Origin of the sequence: Clostridium sp. BJN0001, from assembly GCF_022869825.1 — a bacterium.
Classification (GTDB): Bacteria; Bacillota; Clostridia; order Clostridiales; family Clostridiaceae; genus Clostridium.
In genome coordinates, this window is sequence record NZ_CP094971.1 from 921,388 (window position 1) to 944,871 (window position 23,484).

General features: G+C 28.1%; 17 protein-coding genes and 1 CRISPR repeat array (1 of these 18 only partly in view). Of the genes, 9 read left to right on the plus strand and 8 right to left on the minus strand.

The features are described from left to right. The first annotated feature begins 138 nt into the window (after positions 1-138). Positions 139-948 (plus strand): TatD family hydrolase, encoded by an 810-nt coding sequence (locus tag MTX53_RS04360; protein ID WP_244834993.1) that lies wholly within the window; start codon positions 139-141, stop codon positions 946-948. Here the strand turns inward: MTX53_RS04360 and MTX53_RS04365 are convergent. The 5 genes from MTX53_RS04365 to MTX53_RS04385 all read right to left on the minus strand — a co-directional run bounded on the left by MTX53_RS04365 (position 945) and on the right by MTX53_RS04385 (position 5,566). Then, positions 945-1,997, minus strand: coding sequence for an alpha/beta fold hydrolase (locus MTX53_RS04365; RefSeq protein ID WP_244834994.1), 1,053 nt, complete (start codon positions 1,995-1,997; stop codon positions 945-947). The genes MTX53_RS04360 and MTX53_RS04365 overlap by 4 nt on opposite strands. Before the next feature lie 98 nt (positions 1,998-2,095). Continuing rightward, positions 2,096-2,710 (minus strand): AraC family transcriptional regulator, encoded by a 615-nt coding sequence (locus MTX53_RS04370; protein ID WP_244834995.1) that lies wholly within the window; start codon positions 2,708-2,710, stop codon positions 2,096-2,098. Between the two features lie 193 nt (positions 2,711-2,903). Then, positions 2,904-3,707: an AAA family ATPase gene (locus MTX53_RS04375; protein ID WP_244833337.1), complete on the minus strand. Its 804-nt coding sequence runs from the start codon at positions 3,705-3,707 to the stop codon at positions 2,904-2,906. Then, positions 3,707-4,951 carry a DDE-type integrase/transposase/recombinase gene (locus MTX53_RS04380; RefSeq protein WP_244833926.1) on the minus strand — a complete coding sequence of 415 codons (1,245 nt, stop codon included), beginning with the start codon at positions 4,949-4,951 and terminating at the stop codon, positions 3,707-3,709. The genes MTX53_RS04375 and MTX53_RS04380 overlap by 1 nt, the downstream gene beginning before the upstream one ends. A gap of 81 nt (positions 4,952-5,032) precedes the next feature. Then, complete coding sequence (locus tag MTX53_RS04385) at positions 5,033-5,566, minus strand: DUF6431 domain-containing protein (RefSeq protein ID WP_244833335.1); 534 nt, start codon at positions 5,564-5,566, stop codon at positions 5,033-5,035. A 460-nt stretch (positions 5,567-6,026) separates the two neighbouring features. On the opposite strand from MTX53_RS04385, the gene pulA reads away from it, so the two are divergent. After that, complete coding sequence (gene pulA / locus MTX53_RS04390) at positions 6,027-13,340, plus strand: type I pullulanase (RefSeq protein WP_244834996.1); 7,314 nt, start codon at positions 6,027-6,029, stop codon at positions 13,338-13,340. A 141-nt stretch (positions 13,341-13,481) separates the two neighbouring features. Here pulA and MTX53_RS04395 read toward each other — a convergent pair whose 3' ends face one another. Next, entirely contained in the window at positions 13,482-14,546 is a 1,065-nt protein-coding gene (locus MTX53_RS04395) for a hypothetical protein (RefSeq protein WP_244834997.1), read from the minus strand. A gap of 580 nt (positions 14,547-15,126) precedes the next feature. Here MTX53_RS04395 and MTX53_RS04400 point away from each other — a divergent pair. The 7 genes from MTX53_RS04400 (at position 15,127) to MTX53_RS04430 (ending at position 20,482) form a co-directional block, all read left to right on the plus strand. Then, entirely contained in the window at positions 15,127-16,035 is a 909-nt protein-coding gene (locus MTX53_RS04400; protein WP_244834998.1) for a DUF2268 domain-containing protein, read from the plus strand. Then, on the plus strand, positions 16,032-16,775 hold the full coding sequence (locus MTX53_RS04405; RefSeq protein WP_244834999.1) for a MerR family transcriptional regulator: 744 nt from the start codon (positions 16,032-16,034) through the stop codon (positions 16,773-16,775). Before MTX53_RS04400 ends, MTX53_RS04405 begins: the two co-directional genes overlap by 4 nt. Positions 16,776-16,952: 177 nt before the next feature. Beyond that, complete coding sequence (locus tag MTX53_RS04410) at positions 16,953-17,594, plus strand: SMI1/KNR4 family protein (RefSeq protein WP_244835000.1); 642 nt, start codon at positions 16,953-16,955, stop codon at positions 17,592-17,594. A gap of 16 nt (positions 17,595-17,610) precedes the next feature. Next, on the plus strand, positions 17,611-18,153 hold the full coding sequence (locus MTX53_RS04415; RefSeq protein ID WP_244835001.1) for a GNAT family protein: 543 nt from the start codon (positions 17,611-17,613) through the stop codon (positions 18,151-18,153). A 61-nt stretch (positions 18,154-18,214) separates the two neighbouring features. Then, entirely contained in the window at positions 18,215-19,123 is a 909-nt protein-coding gene (locus MTX53_RS04420; RefSeq protein ID WP_244835002.1) for a GNAT family N-acetyltransferase, read from the plus strand. 318 nt (positions 19,124-19,441) lie between these two features. Further along, a complete protein-coding gene (locus MTX53_RS04425) occupies positions 19,442-19,855 on the plus strand; it encodes a hypothetical protein (RefSeq protein WP_244835003.1) in 414 nt (137 codons plus the stop codon). A 222-nt stretch (positions 19,856-20,077) separates the two neighbouring features. Next, entirely contained in the window at positions 20,078-20,482 is a 405-nt protein-coding gene (locus tag MTX53_RS04430) for a carbonic anhydrase (RefSeq protein WP_244835004.1), read from the plus strand. A gap of 409 nt (positions 20,483-20,891) precedes the next feature. Here MTX53_RS04430 and MTX53_RS04435 read toward each other — a convergent pair whose 3' ends face one another. Together MTX53_RS04435 and MTX53_RS04440 are read right to left on the minus strand one after the other, a co-directional pair. Next, positions 20,892-21,446, minus strand: coding sequence for a TetR/AcrR family transcriptional regulator (locus tag MTX53_RS04435; RefSeq protein ID WP_244835005.1), 555 nt, complete (start codon positions 21,444-21,446; stop codon positions 20,892-20,894). 10 nt (positions 21,447-21,456) lie between these two features. Then, on the minus strand, positions 21,457-22,638 hold the full coding sequence (locus tag MTX53_RS04440; protein WP_244835006.1) for an MFS transporter: 1,182 nt from the start codon (positions 22,636-22,638) through the stop codon (positions 21,457-21,459). Positions 22,639-22,954: 316 nt separating this feature from the next. Continuing rightward, positions 22,955-23,484: direct repeats of the CRISPR family, unit length 30 nt; unit sequence ATTGAACCTTAACATGAGATGTATTTAAAT (it continues 943 nt past the right edge of the window).

Consider the following 23,484-nt stretch of genomic DNA (forward strand, 5'->3'; position numbering starts at 1 on the left):
ATATAATATAAAAAGTAATATTTTATTGGGAGTAACAGAGATGGGTTTTATAAAATATTTAATAATCCAAGATACTATGCTAATTATAGTATAACACAAAATGTAGTCTAGTAAGATTGAAAGGACAGAAAATAAGAAATGATTATAGATACGCATACACATATAGGAACAATTGCTAAATTTAATATGCCAAAGGATATGCTTATTAAATCTATGGATAAGTACAATATTGATTATGCACTTATATCGAATATAGAAGGTGCTGAGTTTGACGAATATCAAAAACCAATTCCAAAAGAATTTCAACATTCACAGAAAGAAATAAATGAGTCAGCAATAGAATTTGCAAGACAATATAAAGATAGAATTGGAGTCTGTATGTGGACAAAGCCAAGTACAGAAGGATGCACAGAAGAATTTGAAAATATGATTATAGAAAATAGAGATATTGTTTATGGAATTAAGTTTCATCCATATCACTCTAAAATTGCTTTTGATTCTCCTAAGGTAGAGGAGTATATGTATCTTGCTGAAAAGTATAATTTACCTGTAGTTGTTCACACAGATAAAGGACCTCATGCTAGTCCATACAAGGTATATAAAATGGCATTAAAGCATCCAAACATAAAGTTTGTTATGGTTCATATGGGACTTGAAACCGATAATGAAGAGGCAATTGACCTTATTTCTAAACTTCCTAATTTATATGGTGATACAACATGGGTAAAACCAGAAAATGCACTAAAAATGATAAAAAAGTGCGGTATAGACAAGCTTTTATTTGGAACTGACAGCCCCATTGATGGGGAGGATACTTATGCAAATAAATATTATCAGTCTTATTTTAATGATTTTAAAAATGAATTATCAGCTGAAGATTATGATAAATTAATGTATAAAAACGCAATAAAGTTATTTAACTTGCCAATAGTAGATAAAGACGTTTAATAAGAGCTATGAACAAAATTAATCATTTTATCTACCATTTTGCTCCATGCTTCATAAGTAGGGATGTGTCCAGAATGGGGTAGTTTACAATATGTTATGTTACCATGCTTTTTTGCTATTTTCTCAAGATTTTGAGAAAGTATAAATAGTTCTTCCTCTCCTTGAAGAAATAGAATAGGAATTTTAAGCTTTTCTATTAGATTAATGATATTTATTTCTCCAAGACTATTCCACATTTTAAGATAAGTTTTACCGACTGTTTTAAAGGCTTTTATTACTCCTAAAGTGTCTTTTAATGAATAATCTGGTGAAATAAATAAACGGAGAAGCCATTTTAATGTTAACGAATCTTTTCCATCTTTCCCTTTGTAGTGGGCACAATTTGTATATTTTTCTGCTAAGTTTTCTAGCTCTATTTCATATGTAATATAATCTGCATTTTTATATGATTCAAGCTTTCTTTTTTCCTTATCTGTCAGCTTGTCCTTGCAAGCCATGAAAAAATTATTAGTGCTTGATTTCATATTGACAATTGGTCCCCAATTAATAATTCCAGATATTTTATTTTCAAGTTTAGAAGCTGCGTATGTTGATAAATAAGATCCAAAAGAACTTCCATTTAGATATATTTTATTTTTTGGAAAGAGTTTTTCTATTTCTAAAACTAAGTCTACAGCCATATCAGCAAATGTATAAACGGTAATATTCTGACTTATATCTTTTACATAATTTTTTCCACATCCATATTGATCCCACCAAACTAAAATGCAGTTATTTGATAATTTAGGATAAAAACCTCTATAACTTTCTCCATAGACAATAGGTCCCCATGGACCACCATGAAACATTATCATTATAGGAAGATTCTTATTTTTCCCTTCAAGAAGAATTGTCTGTTTTATCCCGCCTAAAACAACTTCTTTTTCTAAAAATATTTCTTTATCTTTAGAATAATTCAATTTAATAAATGTTTTTGCAATCATTCTTATAATTAATAATAATGAAATAATTGAAATTAAAAAAATAAAAGTAATAAATAAAATTTTCATTTATCTTATATCTCCTTATAATTAGAATTCTATAGTTCTAACATTAATTAGTTAAAACAAACTTGAAGGTAGCTTTTTATTAATAAATAGTAAGTATTTTATAAACGTCTATATTCAATAGGGCATAAACCAGAAATTTTTTTAAAAAGTTCTGAAAATCTACTAGCACTTTTATATCCTATCATTTTAGAAATTTCACCTATTGTTAAATCTGTATTTGATAAAAGATGTTCGGATTTTTTTATTCGGCAGTACTGTATATATTCAGTAGCTGTGCAGTGGTACAATTCTTTAAAAGATTTTTTGAATTTTGTAGTGCCCATGCATGCTATTTTACATAGCTTTGGTAATGATAATGTATCTGAACAATTATCATTTATATATTTAGCTGTAATTTGTAAATTCTCTATATCTATTTGAGAAAGAGTTGAGTAAGTTTTTTCATCATGTCTATATTTTTCATATATAAGTGACATTGCTTCTGAAACTTTGCCATAATAAAATAATTTAGCACAGATACCGCTACCTTTGTAATTTATAATTTGAGATAAAAGAAAAACCATCTCTGGAAAAGCATTTTCTTTATTAATATTTGTTAGAGCTGATCTAGCGTTTATATATTCATCTGAAAATTTATCTGATAAAAATTCATTATAGTATTTTGGTAGAAATTCTATTCCAATGCATTGTAGAGGAATATTTTTATGTACCAATGCTTTATACTCTGTTATTGAACGTCAAATTATTTGATGCTAATATCATAACTTTATTTGATGCTAAAAATGAATATATTCTTCAAAATCTTCAATGAAAATGAGGCTACTTCGTTACGGTTTATGATGATAAATATTCTGAATATTACAAAAAAATCCACAAATACCTTATTGATATTTGCAGATTTTACTTTTATCCAAGTTCAGTTTCATTAACAGCAAGCATTATTATGTCACTATCAATTGTATTCATATTTTTTGTATTGCCTATCATAAGGCTAGAATCACAGATTTTATTAACAATTCTAGGAACTCCGTTCGAAGCGTTAGCAATTGCTTCAAGAGCGGTATCATCAAAAATATCAGTATTACATTTAGCACCAGTAAGCTTTGCTAATATATAGTCTTTAGTTTCTGATTTTGTGAGATTATCTAAATTATAATTCATTGTTATACGTTGTCTTAAAGGCTCATTAGCAACTAGCCTCATGGTATTATTTAACTGAGGAAGCCCCACAAGAAGTACTATTGCACGATCTCTTGAATCCATGTCAAAATTAAAAAGCATTTTTAAATCATTAAGTATTCCATTACTTACATAATTAGCTTCATCAATAATTATTACAGGAGTTATACGTTTTTCAACTGAATATCTAGTTATTTCATTTTGGATAATTTTGAAATTATCAATTTTTCTGCACATTGGCTCTAGTCCAAGCTGGGCAGCCATATTTTTATAAAATTCTGCAACAGTAAGTGTAGAAAGGGAACTATAAATAACTTTATAAAGTGATGAATTAAGGCTATTAGACCAGTTTCTTATTATTGTAGTTTTACCTCGCCCTGGACCTCCGGTCAGGATTCCGAAACCTTTATTATTAAGTAAATAATTAAGTCTACAAATAACTTCTTTATAGTCAGAAGTTTCTACTACTATTTCCTTAGAATTTTTTATAAACGGATTAAAATCCATTCCATATCTACTTATATAATCCATTATTCTTGACCTCCAGTAAGTTTTATTTTTTCCCTTTTTATAACAGAATTATCATGCTTATTTAAAAGCTTTATTTCTGTAAGTTCAGAAGTGTTTTTATCAACTACATAAATTTTGCTTAAATCAGGTGAATATCTTAGGGTTATTCTTTGTTTTGAGTATCTATAATCAACTTCATATTCTGTTTCATCTATCATAACTACGTTATCGGCTGATACTCTTCTTTCATATTCAAGTAAAAAGGAAGTTTCAATTTGTTCATCTGTAAGCCTTTTAATCATGTGAGATTCCTTGAAAAACCTGTCCTGTGGAGATAGTCCATCTAGAGAAGAATGTATATGCTGATTATAGCTATTAACATATGAAATAAGGCTTATCCTAAGTTCATCTAAATTATTAAAATCATTCATATTAAGCTGGGACATCCATTGATCTTTTAATGTACGAAACCACCTTTCAATTTTAGCTTTTGATTGTGGGGTATAGGGTGCACAATAACTAATAGTTGTACCTATTCTAGCTGCTAAAAGTTCCATTTGCTTGTTCTTATATGAAGCACCATTATCAAAGTTTAAGATTTTAGGTTTCCCGAATCGTGTAACAGCAGATTTTAAAACAGACATAAGATTTACAAAATTATCATTAAAAAATACATCTATTCCTGTTATGTATCTTGAAGCATCATCAATAAGTGCTATTATGTAAACGCGTTTCTTTTTACCATCTACCTTCAAATAAGGTCCAACGCTGCTGTCACCACACCATACTTCATTTATATGAGCACGCTCATATCTTTTCATATCTTTATTTTTAGAATATTTATTCTCAAGCTTAAGAACATTAACATACCTATTAATTGTTGAAAGTGAAATATCTCCTTTAACAATAGTTCCATTGTTAATAAGCTTTTGATAGATAAGTGTTGCTGGGATTCTTGGATATTCTTGTTTTAAATATTTAATCTGTTCTGTAATATCAGAATCTAATTTACGTGTTCTTCCAGTGTCGCATCGTTTTACAGGTATGAGTGCCTCAAAGCCCTTATTCTTGTAATTGTAATACCAACGTTCAAGAGTAGCAGCAGCTACCTTAGTATCTTCACCATCTGGAGTCTGATATACTTTGCCTGCGGCATCTCGGAAAAATTGTTTAACACTTTTATTTTCATCATAAGTACCACTTATCAGAGGAGCCAAGATTCCGTACCTGAAAAGTGCTATTTCTTTTCTAGTTTTTTCGTCCATATTTTGAAAAAGCCTCCTTTGTTTTATTACAATATAAGCTTATATCTACATAAATTAACAGTAAAACTAAGTTATGTGGTTTTACGAAAATAAAATATTATTGATGCATTTAATTTGCATAAATTGTCTTTTAAAGTTTTTTAAACATTGCTTTGAAATACTTAAATCTAATGAAATTTTAAATGAAGTAATACGTTCCTTCCAATGCTCTAGATATTGTTTTATTATATAAAAAATATTGCTTTCATCGATAAATTCATTAGCTATCATAATGGGTTCAAAAGAAGCTTTGGAATTATAAGCATTAATAATTGAAATATGATCACATAAAAGAATTTGAGAATAAGGTACAATACACTCTGGAAATATAGCATGAGTTTTATTGCAACATGTACACTTTGCTCTAAGAATTGTTATAGATATCTTGCCATCACTGTTTTTAACAGTTCTCTTGTAATAACCATGCTTTACAAGCTGCCCGGACCTTCCGCAGGAACAAGTAAGTTTGTGAAAATCTATGTCTTTAATAAATTTATCATAGGATTTTTGCGTTAATGACTTGATTTTTGAATCTAAATTAGATATGATTTTTGTATCATAAATATTAGTTATCATAGAATTTATGGTTAGCAGAGCAACAAAACTTTGGTCGGTGGTGTTGCTCTGCTTTTTTCCTTTCTAAGAATAATATAAAATAATAATATACTAAAAAAGGCAAGCATTAAATACTTTGACTAAAATTTAGTCATGCAAATAATGCTTGCTCTTTATTTATTTTGAAGATATTTAAATTTTTTAACATCATATAAAATGCTATTCTATAATAAGTTCACGTTTTTTTTGTATTCTTAATAGAAAAAAGAGAGTGACTACATTTAAAAAAATATTTTAGATATATTGATGCTTAGAAGAAAATTAATACTATATTAGAATTTTTTTACAATTTTATATTGAAAAAAATTATGTAAACATATACAATAAAATTTATAGGAAACTTAAAAATAGAGTTTGATTTTGCTAGGAGGTGTAAAGTTAAATTTAAAATCATTACAAAATATATTAGGGGGGAGAGTTAATGAGAACTAAGGCAAAAAACAAAAAAATATCAATTATTTTAGTTTTAACTATTATATTTAGCTTATTTCAATCATTAGGAAGTATAAAAAATGCTTTTGCTAGTGATAGATATGGATGTTGTTTTCCAGATCAGGAAAGAAATATAGTTACATTTATAGCTAAAGCAGATGGATACGATTACTCTTATGTAGCAGGTCTATTTAATGATTGGAAAAAAGATGAAAAATATAAATTAGAATGGAAAGAAGATCCAAATCAAAAAGGGGTTTGGAAGATGATGTCGGATATACCTATTGAGGATTTAATTCCAGAGATAAGTGAAAAAGATACAACCACAGTAGAAAGTGAACCTACTGAGGAATCGATTCCAGAGATAAGTAACAATAATACGACTACACCAGTAAGCGTACAGATTGAGGAATCGATTCCAGATATAAGTGAAGATGATATGACTACAGAAAGTGTACCTATTAAGGATTCAATTTCAGAGATAAGTGAAAAAGATACGACTACACCAGCAAGTGTAGAAATTAAGGATTCAATTGCAGAGACAAGTAAAAATGATTTGACTACATCATCAAATTTACAAATGGATACTGAATATAGGTGTGAATATAAATTTATTTTATGTAAAAAAGGACAACCTGATCAGTGGATGAGCAATGATGGAACAGATGGTGAAAATGCATCATTTATTTGGAAATATTCTAATGAAAGTGATGAATCTGATGATGCAAGTTTAATTATAAATACATCTAGTGATATGGTGTCAGTTGATAAACCAGTTACATTTGCTTCAATAAAAAATAGTAGTAATGGAAATAGAGAAATTTTAGATGATACTGCGTGGTCAATTGATCCAGAAGTTAATGGAGCATGGATTGAAAACGATGAACTAAAAGTTTCAGACTCTGTTCCAAATGATACAAAAATTACATTGAAAGCAATTAATGGAGATTTAGAGGCAACTAAAGAAATAACAGTGTCAAAAACAGAAGAAGAAGGTACATGGGTTCATTTCTTTAAAGCAGATGGTAACTATGATGGATGGAGTTTTTGGAATTTTAAATCAGGTGAAGAAGGCACACAAGTTGAATTTCAAAAAGATACAGATTTTGGAAAAGCAGCTTTTCTAACTAAATCAAATGTAATTGTGAAAAAAGGTGAGTGGAAAGATCAAACAATTAAGTATAAGATTCCAAGTGGAGCTAAAGATGTATATATTATTGAAAATGATAATAATTTATATACAGATTTATATATGGCATTAAAAGCATGTGGACCTAAAATTAATTTTGCTGTAATGGATTCTAAAGACAGCATAGTAGCATATTTATCAGAAAATCCATTATCAACAAATAAGTTTAAATTGTATGTTAATGGAAAGAATGTTACTACAGAAGATGCAGGAACACCAACAATTTATAAAAACGATAAGAAGGTAGTATTTGATACAAGTAAATTGGATATTGATCCAACATCATTAATTGAAATAAAAGAAGATACTATGTTTTTATTACCTAAAAAAGTTACTTTAAGAAATGTATTAAATGATTATTATTATGATGGAAATGATATGGGAGCTGTTTTTGGAAAAAATGATATAAAATTAAAACTTTGGGCTCCAACAGCTTATAAAGTAGAAGTATTAACTTATGATTCAAATGAAGCATCAAACGATAGTCCATCAAATACGTATGAAATGGATTTTGATAATTCTAATGGAATACATTGTATTTCAATTCCAAGAAATATTAATGAAAATAAATATTATATGTTTAGATTATATTTTAAAGATAGAAATGTAGACGGAGAATTAACAGATAAGATAACTTATGCAGTAGATCCATATGCATATGGAGTTGGAATAAATGGAACTAAAGGAGTTTTAGTTAATTTAGATGATTCTTCAACTAAACCAGAAAATTGGGAAAGTGATAGTAAACCAGAATTACAAAATCCTGAAGATTCAATTTTGTATGAAATGCATATTAGAGATTTTACAATAGATCCAGATTCAGGTGTAGATGAAGACAAGAGAGGAAAGTATCTTGGAGCAGTTCAAGAAGGAACAACTTATGATGATGGAAAAGGAAACGTTGTCAAAACAGGAATAGACCATTTAAAAGATTTAGGAGTTACACATGTTCATTTACTTCCTGTATTTGATTTTGACGGAGTGGACGAAAGCAAAGATAGTGGTGATGATAATCGAAATTGGGGATATAATCCACTAAATTATAATGTGCCAGAGGGAAGCTATTCTAGTAATGCTAATGATCCTAAGGCTAGGATAAAAGAATTTCGTGAAATGGTACAAGGATTTCATGAAAATGGAATTAGGGTAGTTATGGATATGGTTTATAATCATATGAGTAATACTGAAAACATGGATAAGATAGTACCTGATTATTATTTTAGAACTTGGGATAATGGTGAAAAATCAAATTCATCTCAATGTGGAAATGAAATAGCATCAGAAAGACCAATGGTAAGAAAATTTATAATAGATTCTAATTCTCATTGGGTTGATGATTATAATATTGATGGATTACGATTTGACTTAATGGCAATAATTGATAAAACTACATTGAATGATGTTAAAGCAGAGGTACAATCTAAAGATCCTTCAATTATAGTTTATGGTGAACCTTGGAAGGCTGCTTCTTCACCATTATCAGATGATCAGCAAACAACAAAGAACAAAGGAATAGCAGCTTTTAATGATACCTACAGAGATGCTTTAAGAGGAAGTAATAGTCTGGGACAAGGCTTTATAAATGGAGGAATAAATTCAGATACTTCAGGAAAAGTTCAAGAAGGAATTAAAGGCTCTATAAATGGAACAGTTAATGATCCAGATTTAATTATTAATTATGCAGAAGTCCATGATAATTATACTATATGGGATCAAATTGAAAAAAGTCAGACAAGTGTAGCTAATGGGGAATTAAGAAAAAATATACCAGATAATGCACTCAATGATTGGAAAGTTAGACAAGATATATTGGGAAATGGATTAGTTCTTACATCTCAAGGAATACCTCTTTTCCAAGAAGGTTCAGAGATACTTAGAACAAAACAAGGAGATGGTAATAGTTATAAAAGCAGTGATGAAACTAATGATATAGATTGGGCAGATAAGGCAGAATATAAAGAAGTATTTGATTACTATAAAGGGCTTATTCAATTAAGAAAAGAACATCCTGCTTTTAGAATGACATCAAAGGGGCAAATTCAAAGCAGTCAAGAAGTTTATACATTGAATAATGGAGATAATGGAATACTTATTCAACATTTAAAAAACAATGCAAACGGAGATAAATGGAAGAATATTTTAGTTATATACAATGCTTCTCCAGATTCAAAACATGTAACTTGGTTGCCAAAATCAACTACTGGTAAATGGAATGTAGTAGCAGATGAAACAGGCATAAATCTACAATCTCCTATTAAAGAGATTAGTCAAAATGAAAATACTGTTGATTTAACAGTTAGTCCAAATAGTATGATGGTTTTATATGATGAAGAAGGTGAGTCTTCTTCAGTATCAGATTTAGAGTGGGATTATTTATTCTCAGATCAAAGTACTGATTATATGGAACCTATGCAGCCAAAATCAACAGATCCAATAAAAGTTCGTTTTAGAGCAAAAGCAGGAGAAGTTACAGATGCAACTGTACATTACTATGATGAAGCAGATAAAAAAGAGCATACAATTAAAATGAGTAAAATAACAGATTCAAATTTCTATACTGAAAAAGGATATGATTCTTCAAAAATAGAATTTTGGGAAGGAACAATACCAGCAAGTGATAGTACTAAATATTATAATTTTGAAGTTAATAATAGTATAGCTGAAAAGACAGCTTGGATTAGTGGAGGAGCTGGAGCAAATAATAGAGGAGTAACTTCTACAGCACCAAAAGTAAATCCAAATGATCAAAGCTCAGGGATAGATCACGGATTTTCAATAGTTCCAGATTTAAATACTCCTAAATGGTCAAAAGAAAGTATTCTTTACCAAGTAATGGTGGATAGATTTAGAGATGGAGATTCTAAAAATAATAGAGTATCTAAAGATCCTTCACAATTTGGAGCTCCATCAGAAGTAAGTGAATGGGGCAGCGAAATATTTAATGGAGACGAAAGTGATAAAGTATGGAACAATCAATTCTTTGGTGGAGATTTAACAGGTGTTGAAGAAGCAATACCATATTTAAAAGATACTTTAGGAGTAACAGGTGTATATTTAATGCCAGTATTTGAATCTCAAAGTGACCATAAATATGATGCTGATACGTATGAATATATAGATAGAAATTTTGGTGGAAATAAAGCTTTAGCTGATTTAAGTTCATCACTAAAATCAAATCAAATGAATTTAATGTTAGATGGAGTATTTAATCATACTAGTATTGAAGGCTCATTATTTAATAATAATAGAGATTATTATTTTAATGGTACTTTTGAAGATAGAGATGGTAATATGTTAGATTATTATCCATGGCATGGGTATAGTAACTTAGCTAAGCTTAATTATGGAAATGAAGCTGTTAAAGATTATATTTATGCTGGAGAGAATTCTATAGCTAAACGTTATCTAAGAGCACCATATAATATAGATGGTTGGAGATTAGATGCAGCAGAAGATTTAAATACTCAGCCAAGAGATTATAAAGCTGGAGTTAATGCTGATGGAGCAACTGATCCAACGCAACAGAAAAATAATCTTAAAATTTGGCAAGAATTTAATAATGAAGTAAGAGAAGTAAATCCTAATACTTTTATATTAGGTGAATTCTGGGGAAATGATAATCAGTGGTATTATGGTAAAGCATGGGATGGAAAAATGAATTATGGTGGATTTTTGTTGCCTTTTATAGAAAATAGAAGTGCAAATCATTGGCTTGGAAATCAAAGTTTAGATAATAAAGGTGATGTAAGTGTAGCAGATATAGGAATATTTAGTAGAAATTATTTTAAAGGATTCCCATATCAAACCATACTAAATTCAACAAATTCAATATCAACTCATGATAAGTCAAGATTTTTAAATTGGGATTATACAGGTAAAAATAATAACCAAATGATGGAGATAGCATCAGCACTTCAATTAACTTATCCTGGAATACCAATGATATATTATGGTGATGAGATTGGAACAGCAGGAAAATCAGGATCAGATCCATATAATAGAGGAACATTTGATTGGAATATATCAAATTGGAATAAAGAAATGCTAAATGATTATAGAACTTTAATTGCAACTCGTAAAGAAAACACAGATGCATTTGTTTATGGTGCATTTGAAGAAGTTGCATCAAATAGAGATGGTAAATATATAGTTTATTCACGTTATGGAAATAATGATAAAGCTTTAGTTATTTTAAATAACAGTGGAGATAATTCAACAAAATCTATTGTTATAGATAAATTAGAGAGATATGGTTTTAAAAATGGAGATATTTTAAAAGATGTAATGAGCGGTAACACAGCAACAGTTGCAGGTGATAAAGTAGTATTAACATCTAAAGATATGTCAGCATCTGTATATGTATTAAGTCAAAATGCACCTAATGTATCAGATGTAACTAATACAACAGAGATTGGCTTAACAGAAGAAAATGATGGTAGAGTACAATTATCAAATGTTAAAAATGTTAAACTCTCTAACAATGTAAATGATGTGACTGTATCTTGGGATAATTATTTAGATAAAGATAAAGCATCAAATATAGTTATAAGAGCATATGAAGATAATAAAGTTGTAAAAGAAGTTAAAGTAGCACCAACAGAGATAAATGCTACATTAAAAGACATTTCATTAGAAGATGTTTCAACTGGTAAATATTCAATATGGATAAAAGTTGAAGCTAACAGAGATTTAAAGGATGCATCAAATTCAAATATAAATGATATTTATATGGATAGTGAGTATGTATCATTAACTAAAGAACCAGAAGAACCAGAAGAACCAGAAGATACAACAGCACCAAGTATAGAAAAAGTAACACCAGAAAATAATGCTCAAGAAGTATTAAAGAATTCAAATGTAGTATTTGAATTTAACGAAGACATTGTATTATCAGACAGTAGTAAAATAACTGTAACAGATGAAAATGGAGAAGAAGTAGAATTTGAAGCATTAGCATCAGGAAAAGAATTAATTATAAATCCAAAAGAAGATTTACCACAAGGAGCTTCATATAAAGTAATAGTACAAGCTGGAGCCGTAACAGATATAGCTAATAATGGATTATGTGAAGATATGACAGTAGAATTTAAGACAAAAGAGCAAGAAAAGCCAAAAGAACCTGAAAAACCTGAAGAACCAAAAGAACCTGAAAAGTCAGAAGATACAACAGAAAAATCTAAGAATGAGCATTCACATAATCATAGTAATAGCAGTAGTAGCAGTTCGCCTTCAAATATAATAAAGGCTTCAACAGTAGATAAAGTAATTAAAAATGCATATTCAGATGATGTTAAAATTTCAATAAATTCAAAAGGAACAGTAGCAGAAAAAGAAATATTTGAAGTACTAGCTAAAAATCCGACTAAAAATTTAACTTTAGAAGGAGATAACTATAGCTGGACATTTGCAGGTAAAGATATTAACAGTAATATTAAGATTCAAACAGATATGAATACTGATATATTAAGGATTTCACCAAATGTAGAAGAAATAAATAAAATAACATTTGGAAAACCAGTTGAAAATATTTATTTCCCTTATAATGGAGAATTACCAGGCAAAGCAAAAGTTAAAGTTAATGTAGACCACAAGTATGACAACAAAACAATGTTGCTTTATTATTATGATTCTGATAAGAATAGATTAGTATTGGCTTCATCGAATGTAAAAATAGAAAACGGAACAGCTACATTTGAAACAAAATATTGTTCAGATTATATTTTGAGTGAAACTGAGATCCCAGGTGCTTTTAAAATAGGCTGGAATAAAAATCTAGATGGTACATGGTTATTCTTAAAAGAAGATTTCACTAACTTTAATGGTTGGTTAAATGATAATGGAGTATGGTACTTTATGAAACCATCAGGAATAATGCAAACAGGATGGCTAAACGATAATGGAACATGGTACTTTATGAGATCATGGGGAGGAATGCAAACAGGATGGTTAAATGATAATGGAACATGGTATTTTATGGGACCATCAGGAGCAATGAAGACAGGTTGGTTAAATAATAATAACAAATGGTATTATTTGAATCAATCAGGAGAAATGCTTTCTAATACATCTATTTCAGGATATGAATTATCATCAGATGGAAAGTGGATAGCATAAAATACAGATTACAAATATAAGAAAACAGTAGAAGAATATTATTTTTTAAAAATACCCCATAAGTAGAATGTTAAAAGTCTATCTATGGGGTATTTTATTTGATTATTTTTAAAATTAAAGTCCTAAATAAAACTACTACATCTAGTCAGTAAAGACAGTATTTATTATGTATTCATTCATTTTATCAGGAAGTGGATAACCACTAATAGCATCGTACTTAGTTGAATGTTCTGCATATACTCTATCATTAATCAATACCAAAGTCACTTGCATATGTGCCATTTTATCTTTGCTATATGCATATAATATTTTTTCTTTATATCCAAAAATAGGTGTGCCAGGAACTGCTTTTTCATCATCATCTTTATATTTCTGAGGAATTTTAACATCAAGTAATTGTTTTGAATCATACATCTTTTGTATCTCCATAAAAATTCCTTTATTTAATATAATATTTTTTTCTATTTTTTTATATGGTTTATTGTTTCTTTCACCTAGGTTTTTTTCTTCTGTATAAACAAAGTAGCTACATAATAAATTTTGTGTGTCGTAATTTGCGATATTTTTATAATAAGCTTTAGTTGAAGTAAGCGTATCTTCAGCACAGTATGTCCCATCAGCTAAAGAGGATCTACCTGGCTTATTTTTAACATAAAAGAATTCAAAGTTATTTTCATTTTCAACAGGAAATACTGTTGATATATTTTGATTTTGTTCGGAGAATGTTTTTCCACTTAATAAAGTCCACATAAAATTATTTAATTTACTACTAGATGATTTATGATATTTGATATTAGCGACAGGCGTATCAAGCTTTTCGCTGGTATAATCAAGATAAAAATTTTCATTTGAAAATCCTTTTCTGAAAGCTACATATTTTTTCCCATTCATTTCGAACCAATTAGTTGTTGGTTCGTATTTACCCATTGGCCAATATAAAATTATTCCAGATTTTGCATAGATTATTTTCTCTTCATTTTTATTATTTGTATAGCGCAAAAATCCAATATAGGATATTGGTACAAGTGAAACAATTATATTAATTATAAGAAAAATTATAGGTATAACAAGCCATTTCTTTTTTGGGCTTTTTTCCTTTCGTTTATGTACATTCCAAATAATAATAAATATTGCGTTTAAAATAATAAAAAATAAGGCAACAAAAAATAAAATTGCCATAAACATTAAAAAGAATAATGAGCCCATAGGTCCTCCTAATAATAATATCTAAAAATTCTTAGTTTAATCATTTTATATAAAAAAATCGTCAAGGCGACTATGTTATATCCCATATGCTAAAAAGTTATCTTTAATAAAATTGATTTCTTATTAACACAAATTCTTTAGCCGTCGATTTTTTTCACCCATGCAAAAGGTTCCAAAACTTGCTTTTGGGTTCTTTTGCGGGCTACAATTGTTTTTTATTCTTTAGGCCTCTTAATTTATTAATACACGTTTTTAATGTTACAAAGTTATCCACACATTTAACTACGATATAATTTCCTAAAGAAGAAAAAATACCATTTAATTATATGGTATTTTTCAATGTTTGTATATATAAACGTAGAGAGATATTAATAAGACAGCTATTATAACTCAAATTTGTGTTTAAGAAAGGTATGTAACTTCTACTATTAATTAAGTGTGTATGTGTAAATAGTTTTATAAGTAATTTTGAAAGTAGCAAGGTTATATTAAATGTGTAACTTTGCTTTTTTTACTATTGACTCTAACGTAACGTGATAGTGTATTGTAGAACTATACTAAAAAGGAAGAAGGTAAAAAAATGAACGTTACAGCAATTAGATCAGATAAAATCTATAAAAAGATGATTTCTGCAAAGCCTGAGGATCGGGATAATATCTATCGTTATGAGCTTATGAAACCCTTTGAATTTAAGTGGACATGTATTGGTGTTCCAATAAAAGCAGATCAGCTTGGTGGAAATGATGTTGTCATGGCAAGCACGATGGGCGGAGGATTTGCACCAAATAGAATTAATAATGAACGAATTAGTGATGTTGAAAAAATCAGTGATGAAAGTTTTTGGAAGAATTGCAATGAGAGTATAACAAAGACCCTTGAAGGTTTTGAGAATAATGGTATTTCTCTTCCAGTAAAAGATTATATTTTTACTGTTTTGTTGAATGACCCACTAAACCAAATGTCAAAAATGACTGGTGACTATTGTGGAGATGGTGGAATTCCAGGATACATAATCGGAACAATTATTCCAAATGAAAAATCTCTTGAAATGCTCCCAGTAGCGCTTGCTCATGAAGCTAATCATAATGTAAGATGGCAGTTTATTAAGTGGAGCAATGAAATTACACTTGGAGATATGATCGTTAGTGAAGGATTAGCAGAAAACTTTGCTGCATTTATGTTTGGAGAGGATAAAATAGGAATGTGGGTTACAAATACAACAGAAGAAACACTTAGAAAAGTTATTAAACCTGCAATTAAAGAGAATATTAACATTAATGATTTTAATAAGATTTCATCGTTTCTCTATGGTGATGAAATTATGGCAATGCGTGGTGCTTTGCCAATTGGTATGCCTTATTGTTCAGGATATGCTTGCGGCTATTATTTAATCAAGCATTATCTTAAGAAAACTGGTAAAACAATATTCGAAGCTACAATTACACCAACTGATGATATTTTAAAGGAAACAGAGGATTTTTGGAAATGAAGATTAATGAGGTTGCAAAATTAACGGGAATTACAGTGAGAACACTACATTATTATGATGAAATAGGACTTCTCAAACCTATCAAAATTACTGAATCAGGTTATAGGTTATATAACGAAGACGCACTTTCTAAACTTCAACAGATATTATTTTTTAAAGAGTTAGAATTTTCACTTAATGAAATTAAAGATATTGTTACAAATCCATCATTTGACAAAACAGAAGCATTAAGAAATCAAAAAGAGCTACTTATTAAAAAGAGAGAGCGAATAGATAACCTGATAAAGCTTGCAGAAAGTACATTAAAAGGAGAAAATAATATGAGTTTTAAAGAATTTGATATGACAGAAATTGAAAAAACTAAAAATAAATATGCAAAAGAAGTTAAGGAGCGTTGGGGTAATTCTGATGCTTATAAGGAAAGTGAGAAAAAAACTAAGAATTATAATAAAGAAAAATGGCAAGAAATAAATGAAGAAGGGAAAGAAATTTTAAAAGCCTTTGCAGCAAATATTGATAAAGAAGCAGAAAGCGAGGAGGTTCAAAGATTAGTTTTAAAATGGCAAAATTATATTACTGAGAGATTTTATAATTGTACAAATGAAATTTTAAAAGGTTTAGGACTTATGTATATAGGAGATGAACGTTTTAAAAAAAATATTGATAAAAATGGTGAAGGAACAGCAGAATTTATATCAAAGGCTATTGCCATTTACTGCTCAGTGTCTTCAATCAGCTAAAGGGGAATTACCTAGACTATTTTTAATGCGAATATAACTTCTCTTGTTAATTTTAATCATGTCTGGATATAAAAATAGTTTTAGATATGATATAATTTGATTCATAGTATCATTTTAATACATAAGAAGAAATTATTTATGTAATATATATAAATAGTAATTAAGAGGAGAACTGCAATGAATAAGAAGGTTGAAGTAAGAAATACTAAGTTTGGAAACGTTATTATAGAGTATATTAATTATGTAAGAAAAATATTTCCTGAATTTAATGAATTAAGAAATTCTGGAACTACTATTGAAGAAATAAATAAGATTGAACAACAGATGGATATACTATTTCCAGAAGATTTAAAACAATTGTATATGATAATTAATGGAGATAATAAGCATATTTTTGGATTTGTTAATGGACTTAATATGCTCTCTTTAGAGGAAATGTATACTACATGGAAATCATGGAGAGAGTTTGATGACGATAAAGAATTGAATGATAAAAAATATTATTCATCACTTCCCCAAAAATCAATTAAATGTCGTTACACAAATTCTTTATGGATACCAATAGCACACGATTGTTCTTCAAATTATTTTGGCATTGATTTAGATCCAGATGTTAATGGTACAATTGGACAAATAATTAATTTTGGAAGAGATGAAAATCATAAAAAAGTTTTTGCGAGTTCACTAAAAAAGTTTTTTGAATTGGGACTTAAACTTAAAGGAGAAATCCAAATAGAAGAAGTAGAAAAAGATGTTTATTTTATAACCAATAAAGATGATAAACATGCAATTGATTGGTTAAAAGAAAAAGTAGATTAGAAAGAAAGTGACATATATGAAATTAGAAACTAAAAGAACAATTCTTCGCCGTTTTGAAAAGAAAGACTTAGAGGATTTAAATGATTATTGTAGTCAAGAGGGTGTTGGAGAAATGGCTGGGTGGAAACATCATAGCAGCTTGTCAATTTCAAAAGAAGTGTTATATAAAAACATTCAAAATGAGAATATTTTTGCAATAGAAAATAAAGAAAATAAAAAAGTGATTGGTCATATAGCAATAAATAGCGATTCTGAGAATGGAAGAGAAGATACAAAAGAATTAGGATGTGTACTGAATCGTAACTATCAGAATCAAGGAATTATGACGGAAGTAATTTATCAGATTTTGGATTATTTATTTTCTAATCATATAGAATATGTGTATGCATGTTGTTTTCAAAATAATAAATCATCTAAACGATTAATCGAAAAATGTGGTTTTACTTTTGAACAAGAAGGTTCATTTTATGCAGAATCACTTAATAAAAATTTTAAGTCATTTGAGTATGTCTATAGTAAAAATGATTGGCAGTTAAAGAGTAATGCTCACAAATTCTAATTTGTAGCTTTTATTCGTTATATTTAATATTTAATTTTAAATTGATAAGGAGAATAAACTAATGAAAAAAGTTAAATTTTTTAATTATTCAGAAGGAGAACGTTTTGGAAAGAATTATCAATTACTTGCACAATTCTTTGAAAAATACACAGGAGATGGAATGCAAGAAAATTGGCATATTGGAAGACTGGATTGGATGTTAAACCATGATTATACAAATCCAGAATTGTTGCCACTAATTGGAATTTGGGAAGAAAATAATGAAGTCGTAGGTGTTGTAATATTTGATATTGAACATCCACCGGTTTATTTTTTATGTAAACCGGGATATGAACATTTGTACAATGATATGTATGAGTATGCAGAAAAAACATTTAAAACTGATAAATGGTGTGAAAATGGATATTGGATAAAAACAGTTGTTAAAGATGAAAATACAGTATTAGTGAAATTTCTAAAAGATAAAGGCTTTGTTTTTGATGGGTATCCTGAAGACATCTTAGAATTAAAGTGTGATGTGAACAATAAATACAGTTACTCACTTCCAGAAGGTTTTTGTGTGACAACATTTGAAAATGAAAAAGATTATGAGAAATATGCTGAATTATTGTATAAAGGTTTTGATCATGAAGGAGAAGAGAAAGCTGATATTACATATGAATCAGTGCCATTTAGAGAGCCGCATTGGAATGACAATTTAAAAATTCTGGTTAAATCAAAAGATGGAGAGTGGGCATCACATTGTGGAATTTGGTATACACCGGGCAGTAAAACAGCATATATTGAGCCAGTATTAACTATTCCTAAATATAGAAAAAAAGGATTAGCTAAGGCTGCAATTTATGAAGCCATAAATAGATGCGCAGATTTAGGTGCTAAAAGAGCAGTTGTAATTTCTGATATGGATTTTTATTACACTATTGGATTTAAGAAATCTTCTCATTATTATCAAGTGGCAAAATATTTATAAAATAGACTGATAATATTAGTTATATTTTGGAAGATAAAAAGGATAGAAGTATAGAAAAAGGCTTACTAAAAGTAGGTCTTTTTCTTTTACTTAAATTAATCAATACAATATTGAGCAAATAACTAGAGGGGATAGACACAAGCTCTTTAATAAGAAATAAGTATAAATAGTATTTGACAATTTAGTAATAATTATAATTTCTTAATATAAATAAAAATAACAATGTAACACAAATAATTTGATAGAGTTTAAATTGCACATGGTAGATAATTAATACGTATGGTATAATCTTTTATAAATAATTATGGAGGTATAAAAATGTTTCAAGATAAGAGTGGGATGTTTGAAGATTTTGGATTTAAACTTGTTGTGATTAATAGTCTTTTGGATAAAGAGACAAGCTTTACAGATGAACTTGACAATATGAATGAAAAATATGTTGATACTTATGATGATGATGGATTTGAGTGCATTTTGGAGATGACTTACTTTTTTGAAAATCTAAAGCTTACAAAAGAAGATTTGTCACTTGTTACAGAGCTTTGCTTTGATGGTGGAGAAGATATTTATTTTATGATTATGCCTAATTGGGATGGAGAGTCTGAAGAGTTTAATGTAAAAAGTGTAGGTGGCTTTGAAAAATTATTAAACTTAAAAAAAGCAGAATATATTTCAATGTGCTCTGAGGAATTGATGGATAAATTTAAAGAAAAAGGTATTGAAGTAGTATAGAATTTCATATGATATGGAGAATATTAATGAATACGGAAATATAAATCGAACATTATAATACATATTTGCAGGAATATATGAGTAAAAATAAAGTATGGAATAATAGTAAAATGCAAAATGATAGAAATGTTTGAGCGTTTAAATAATAATGATAAAACTGCTATTAGTGGATGGGTATAAAAATTAAATTAATTTTTTAAAATTCTATAGGAGGCTTAGATTATGATTAGAAATAAAAAATTTGCTACATTATTAAACTGTATAGATGGAAGAACTCAAATTCCAGCAATTAATTGGATAAGAAATAATTTTGATATAGAATATGTAGATTTAATAACTGAACCTGGTATAGATAAATTAATATCTCTTCAAGATAAAAAATTTATGAAACTTTTAGAAGAAAAAATATTAATATCATTAGAAAAACATGAATCAAAAATGATATTTATAGCAGGTCATTATGATTGTGCTGCAAATGATGTAAGTAAAGATGAACACCTAAAACAGATAAAAGCATCAGTTCAAATAATAAAAAAATCAAATAAAAATGTTAGAGTTATAGGTCTTTGGATAAATGAGCATTTTGAAGTCGAAATGTGCTGCGGTATTGGAAAGTTATCTTGGTGAAGTAGATCAATTTGTCTAAACAATAAAAATATAATTGATAGATTTATCTAGTATTTTACATCATGATTAAATTAGCAAAGTTATATTAAATGTATAGCTTTGCTTTTTTTATATCAAAATTTAAATATATTGAATAAAATTTTTAGCAGGCTAAAAGTTTAAATAATAAAAGCTTGACACTAAACAATGTTGGATATGAGGTGATTAATATTATTAAAGTATTGATATTATACTATTTAAGTATTAAACCTACACATGGGTATGAAATTCAAAAATTTATGATTTAATGGCTAAGAAGTTAAATAACAGTATTGTTGACTAAATAATTATTGGTGAGTTTTTGATTATGTTGAAATATAAAATGGATATCATTAGCTCCATCTAATTTACAATATTGAAATTAAAATATTCAATTTTTCAAAATACCATGAAGTAGTATCTTTAAAGTGTCATCCATTGCATCTTTCATAGTTAGATTATTTTTGCTTAAAAATTTATAATCTAAAAGGGTACTGCTTACGCTTTCTAATATAAAACTTACAATGTGAATATCTATAGTCTCTTTAAGTTCACCAGATTTTATAGCTTCTTTTAATGTGTTTTCTATAAGTTTTAATTTTAAATTTTTAAGAGATTCGATTTCTTTCCACTTTTCATAATAAAACTTATAAGCTTCGTCTAATATGCTAACAGGAAGTTTATATTTATGATAAGAAAAAATTATTGAATTTAACTTATCTTCTAAAGAGGCGTTTTCTTTTTCTAATGCCTGCATAGTGTATTTTTTATCACTTTCAATTATTTCTTTAAAATATTCGGAAATAATATCATCTTTACTTTTAAAATATTTATATATAGTTTTTTTGCTTATTTTAAGTTCTGAAGCTATTTCATTCATGGTAAATTTTCTTAATCCATGACATTGTATTTTTTCTGAAGCAGCTTTCATTATTGTATTCTTCAATTTATCACCCCTATTTTAGTTTTAAGTTTTTAGATAAAATATTTTTAGGATTTTCTACAGTAAATATGCCAAAAATACATATTAAAATTATTAAAAATAATTCAATACCTCTATAATTATTCCACAAAGCGCCTGTAATCACAGATCCTACAAATGAGCCGATATATTGAAAACTATTTATTATTCCATTTGCAGTTCCTCTATAATTATTTTCTGCAATATCATTAGCTACAGATGGTATTACAGTAGCTAATAAAATATATCCTGTCATAAATAATATACTTCCTATTAATATAAAATAAAAGGAGTTTTTATTAAAATAGAAACATATTCCTACAGCTGACAAAACAAAGGCTGATATAATTAAAGCTGAACTATATCCTTTTTCAACTAATACAATAGATTTTTTCATAAATATTATTGCAATAATTACAGATGGCATAAAAATCTTCCACATACCACTTGATCCAGTAATCGGCTTTAGGTAAATAGGAATTATATAAAACACAGCAAACATTATATAATTATTTAAAAAACCTGCTATATTAAGTCCTAAGAACTTCTTATTCTTTAATAAAATCTTTACTGCATCTTTAATTTCAACCTTATTTTCAATTGTTTTATGATCTTCTTTGAAAAAAACTAATATAATAAGCCATACTAATAAAATTAAAATAGCACACAATAAAAACATTTGTCTTACAGATAAATAATTATTGATTAAAGGACCTATAGCAAAGGCTGATGCTGCTGCAAATCCTATAATTATTCCTAAAATACTCAAGGCTCTAGGTCTTTTTTTATTATCTACACTGCTGCTAATCCATGAATATCCAGTAGCCAACACAGCACCACTTCCCTGTAAAGCTCTAGCAAAAATAAGCATATAGATACTTTTAGAAAGAAAAGCAATAAAAAGTCCTACTATTACTTGTAAAAGTCCAACTAAAATTACAGGTTTATTGCCTATTTTATCACTCCATATCCCAAAAGGAATCTGAAATACAGCCTGCATTAAACCAAACATACCAAGAGCTACCCCAGCTAAAGTTGCATTACTATAGATTAGAGTTTTACTGTAAGTAGAAATAAAGGGCATAACCATAGTCATTGCCATTTGCCTGATACCTAAAGCTAAACTTATGGTAATTAAAAATAAAAGTTCTTTTCTAGAAAATATCTTGTTTCCCATTTTAAAAACATCTCCTCAAATCAAGGAAACCAATTTAGTTTTTATAGTTTCCTTGATTGGAATTATAGTTTTTATTTATGCAGTTGTCAATATATAATCGGATGTATTTGTGTTAAATAAATTTGAATTTAATATTTTAATTTTCCCAGGGAAAGAGAATACTAAAAGTTACTTTAGATAAGTGTTTTCAATGGATAAGAGAGATAAAAAGAGTAAAAATGAAAAATAAAAAAATCCCTGGGATAAATTTAAGAAAATGTGACAATTACTAGCGTTGTGGTGTATAATAATTTTAAGGAATGGCTATTTTACAAGCATTGAACCTTAACATGAGATGTATTTAAATAAACATTGGAGGTACTCAAAGCTATTGCAGAAGATAATTGAACCTTAACATGAGATGTATTTAAATCAAATGTAATGTAATAATGTTCCGTCTTTTTCATAACATTGAACCTTAACATGAGATGTATTTAAATGAATGTTATTATTGCTGGATTAAATGCTTACAAATATTGAACCTTAACATGAGATGTATTTAAATACTTCTACTACTATTATACTGTTTTTTAGCATATAAATTGAACCTTAACATGAGATGTATTTAAATTCAACTGGTGTCATATCATCATTGTCTAGATTTTTAATTGAACCTTAACATGAGATGTATTTAAATGATTCTTCCTTATCATCTAAGCCAATTAGTTCTTGTATTGAACCTTAACATGAGATGTATTTAAATACTATTGATTTGATTCTTGCCTTTAGTTCTTTTACTATTGAACCTTAACATGAGATGTATTTAAATAGGTCAAAAGCTTTTGCCATTTCTACACTTTTAGGATT

Coding starts and splice junctions, on each gene's coding strand:
- MTX53_RS04405 (WP_244834999.1), top strand. CDS start 16,032: ATGAAGATTAATGAGGTTGCAAAATTAACGGGAATTACAGTGAGAACA.
- MTX53_RS04420 (WP_244835002.1), top strand. CDS start 18,215: ATGAAAAAAGTTAAATTTTTTAATTATTCAGAAGGAGAACGTTTTGGA.
- MTX53_RS04430 (WP_244835004.1), top strand. CDS start 20,078: ATGATTAGAAATAAAAAATTTGCTACATTATTAAACTGTATAGATGGA.
- MTX53_RS04410 (WP_244835000.1), top strand. CDS start 16,953: ATGAATAAGAAGGTTGAAGTAAGAAATACTAAGTTTGGAAACGTTATT.
- MTX53_RS04440 (WP_244835006.1), bottom strand. CDS start 22,638: ATGGGAAACAAGATATTTTCTAGAAAAGAACTTTTATTTTTAATTACC.
- MTX53_RS04365 (WP_244834994.1), bottom strand. CDS start 1,997: ATGAAAATTTTATTTATTACTTTTATTTTTTTAATTTCAATTATTTCA.
- pulA (WP_244834996.1), top strand. CDS start 6,027: ATGAGAACTAAGGCAAAAAACAAAAAAATATCAATTATTTTAGTTTTA.
- MTX53_RS04400 (WP_244834998.1), top strand. CDS start 15,127: ATGAACGTTACAGCAATTAGATCAGATAAAATCTATAAAAAGATGATT.
- MTX53_RS04415 (WP_244835001.1), top strand. CDS start 17,611: ATGAAATTAGAAACTAAAAGAACAATTCTTCGCCGTTTTGAAAAGAAA.
- MTX53_RS04395 (WP_244834997.1), bottom strand. CDS start 14,546: ATGGGCTCATTATTCTTTTTAATGTTTATGGCAATTTTATTTTTTGTT.
- MTX53_RS04425 (WP_244835003.1), top strand. CDS start 19,442: ATGTTTCAAGATAAGAGTGGGATGTTTGAAGATTTTGGATTTAAACTT.
- MTX53_RS04360 (WP_244834993.1), top strand. CDS start 139: ATGATTATAGATACGCATACACATATAGGAACAATTGCTAAATTTAAT.
- MTX53_RS04375 (WP_244833337.1), bottom strand. CDS start 3,707: ATGGATTATATAAGTAGATATGGAATGGATTTTAATCCGTTTATAAAA.
- MTX53_RS04385 (WP_244833335.1), bottom strand. CDS start 5,566: ATGATAACTAATATTTATGATACAAAAATCATATCTAATTTAGATTCA.
- MTX53_RS04380 (WP_244833926.1), bottom strand. CDS start 4,951: ATGGACGAAAAAACTAGAAAAGAAATAGCACTTTTCAGGTACGGAATC.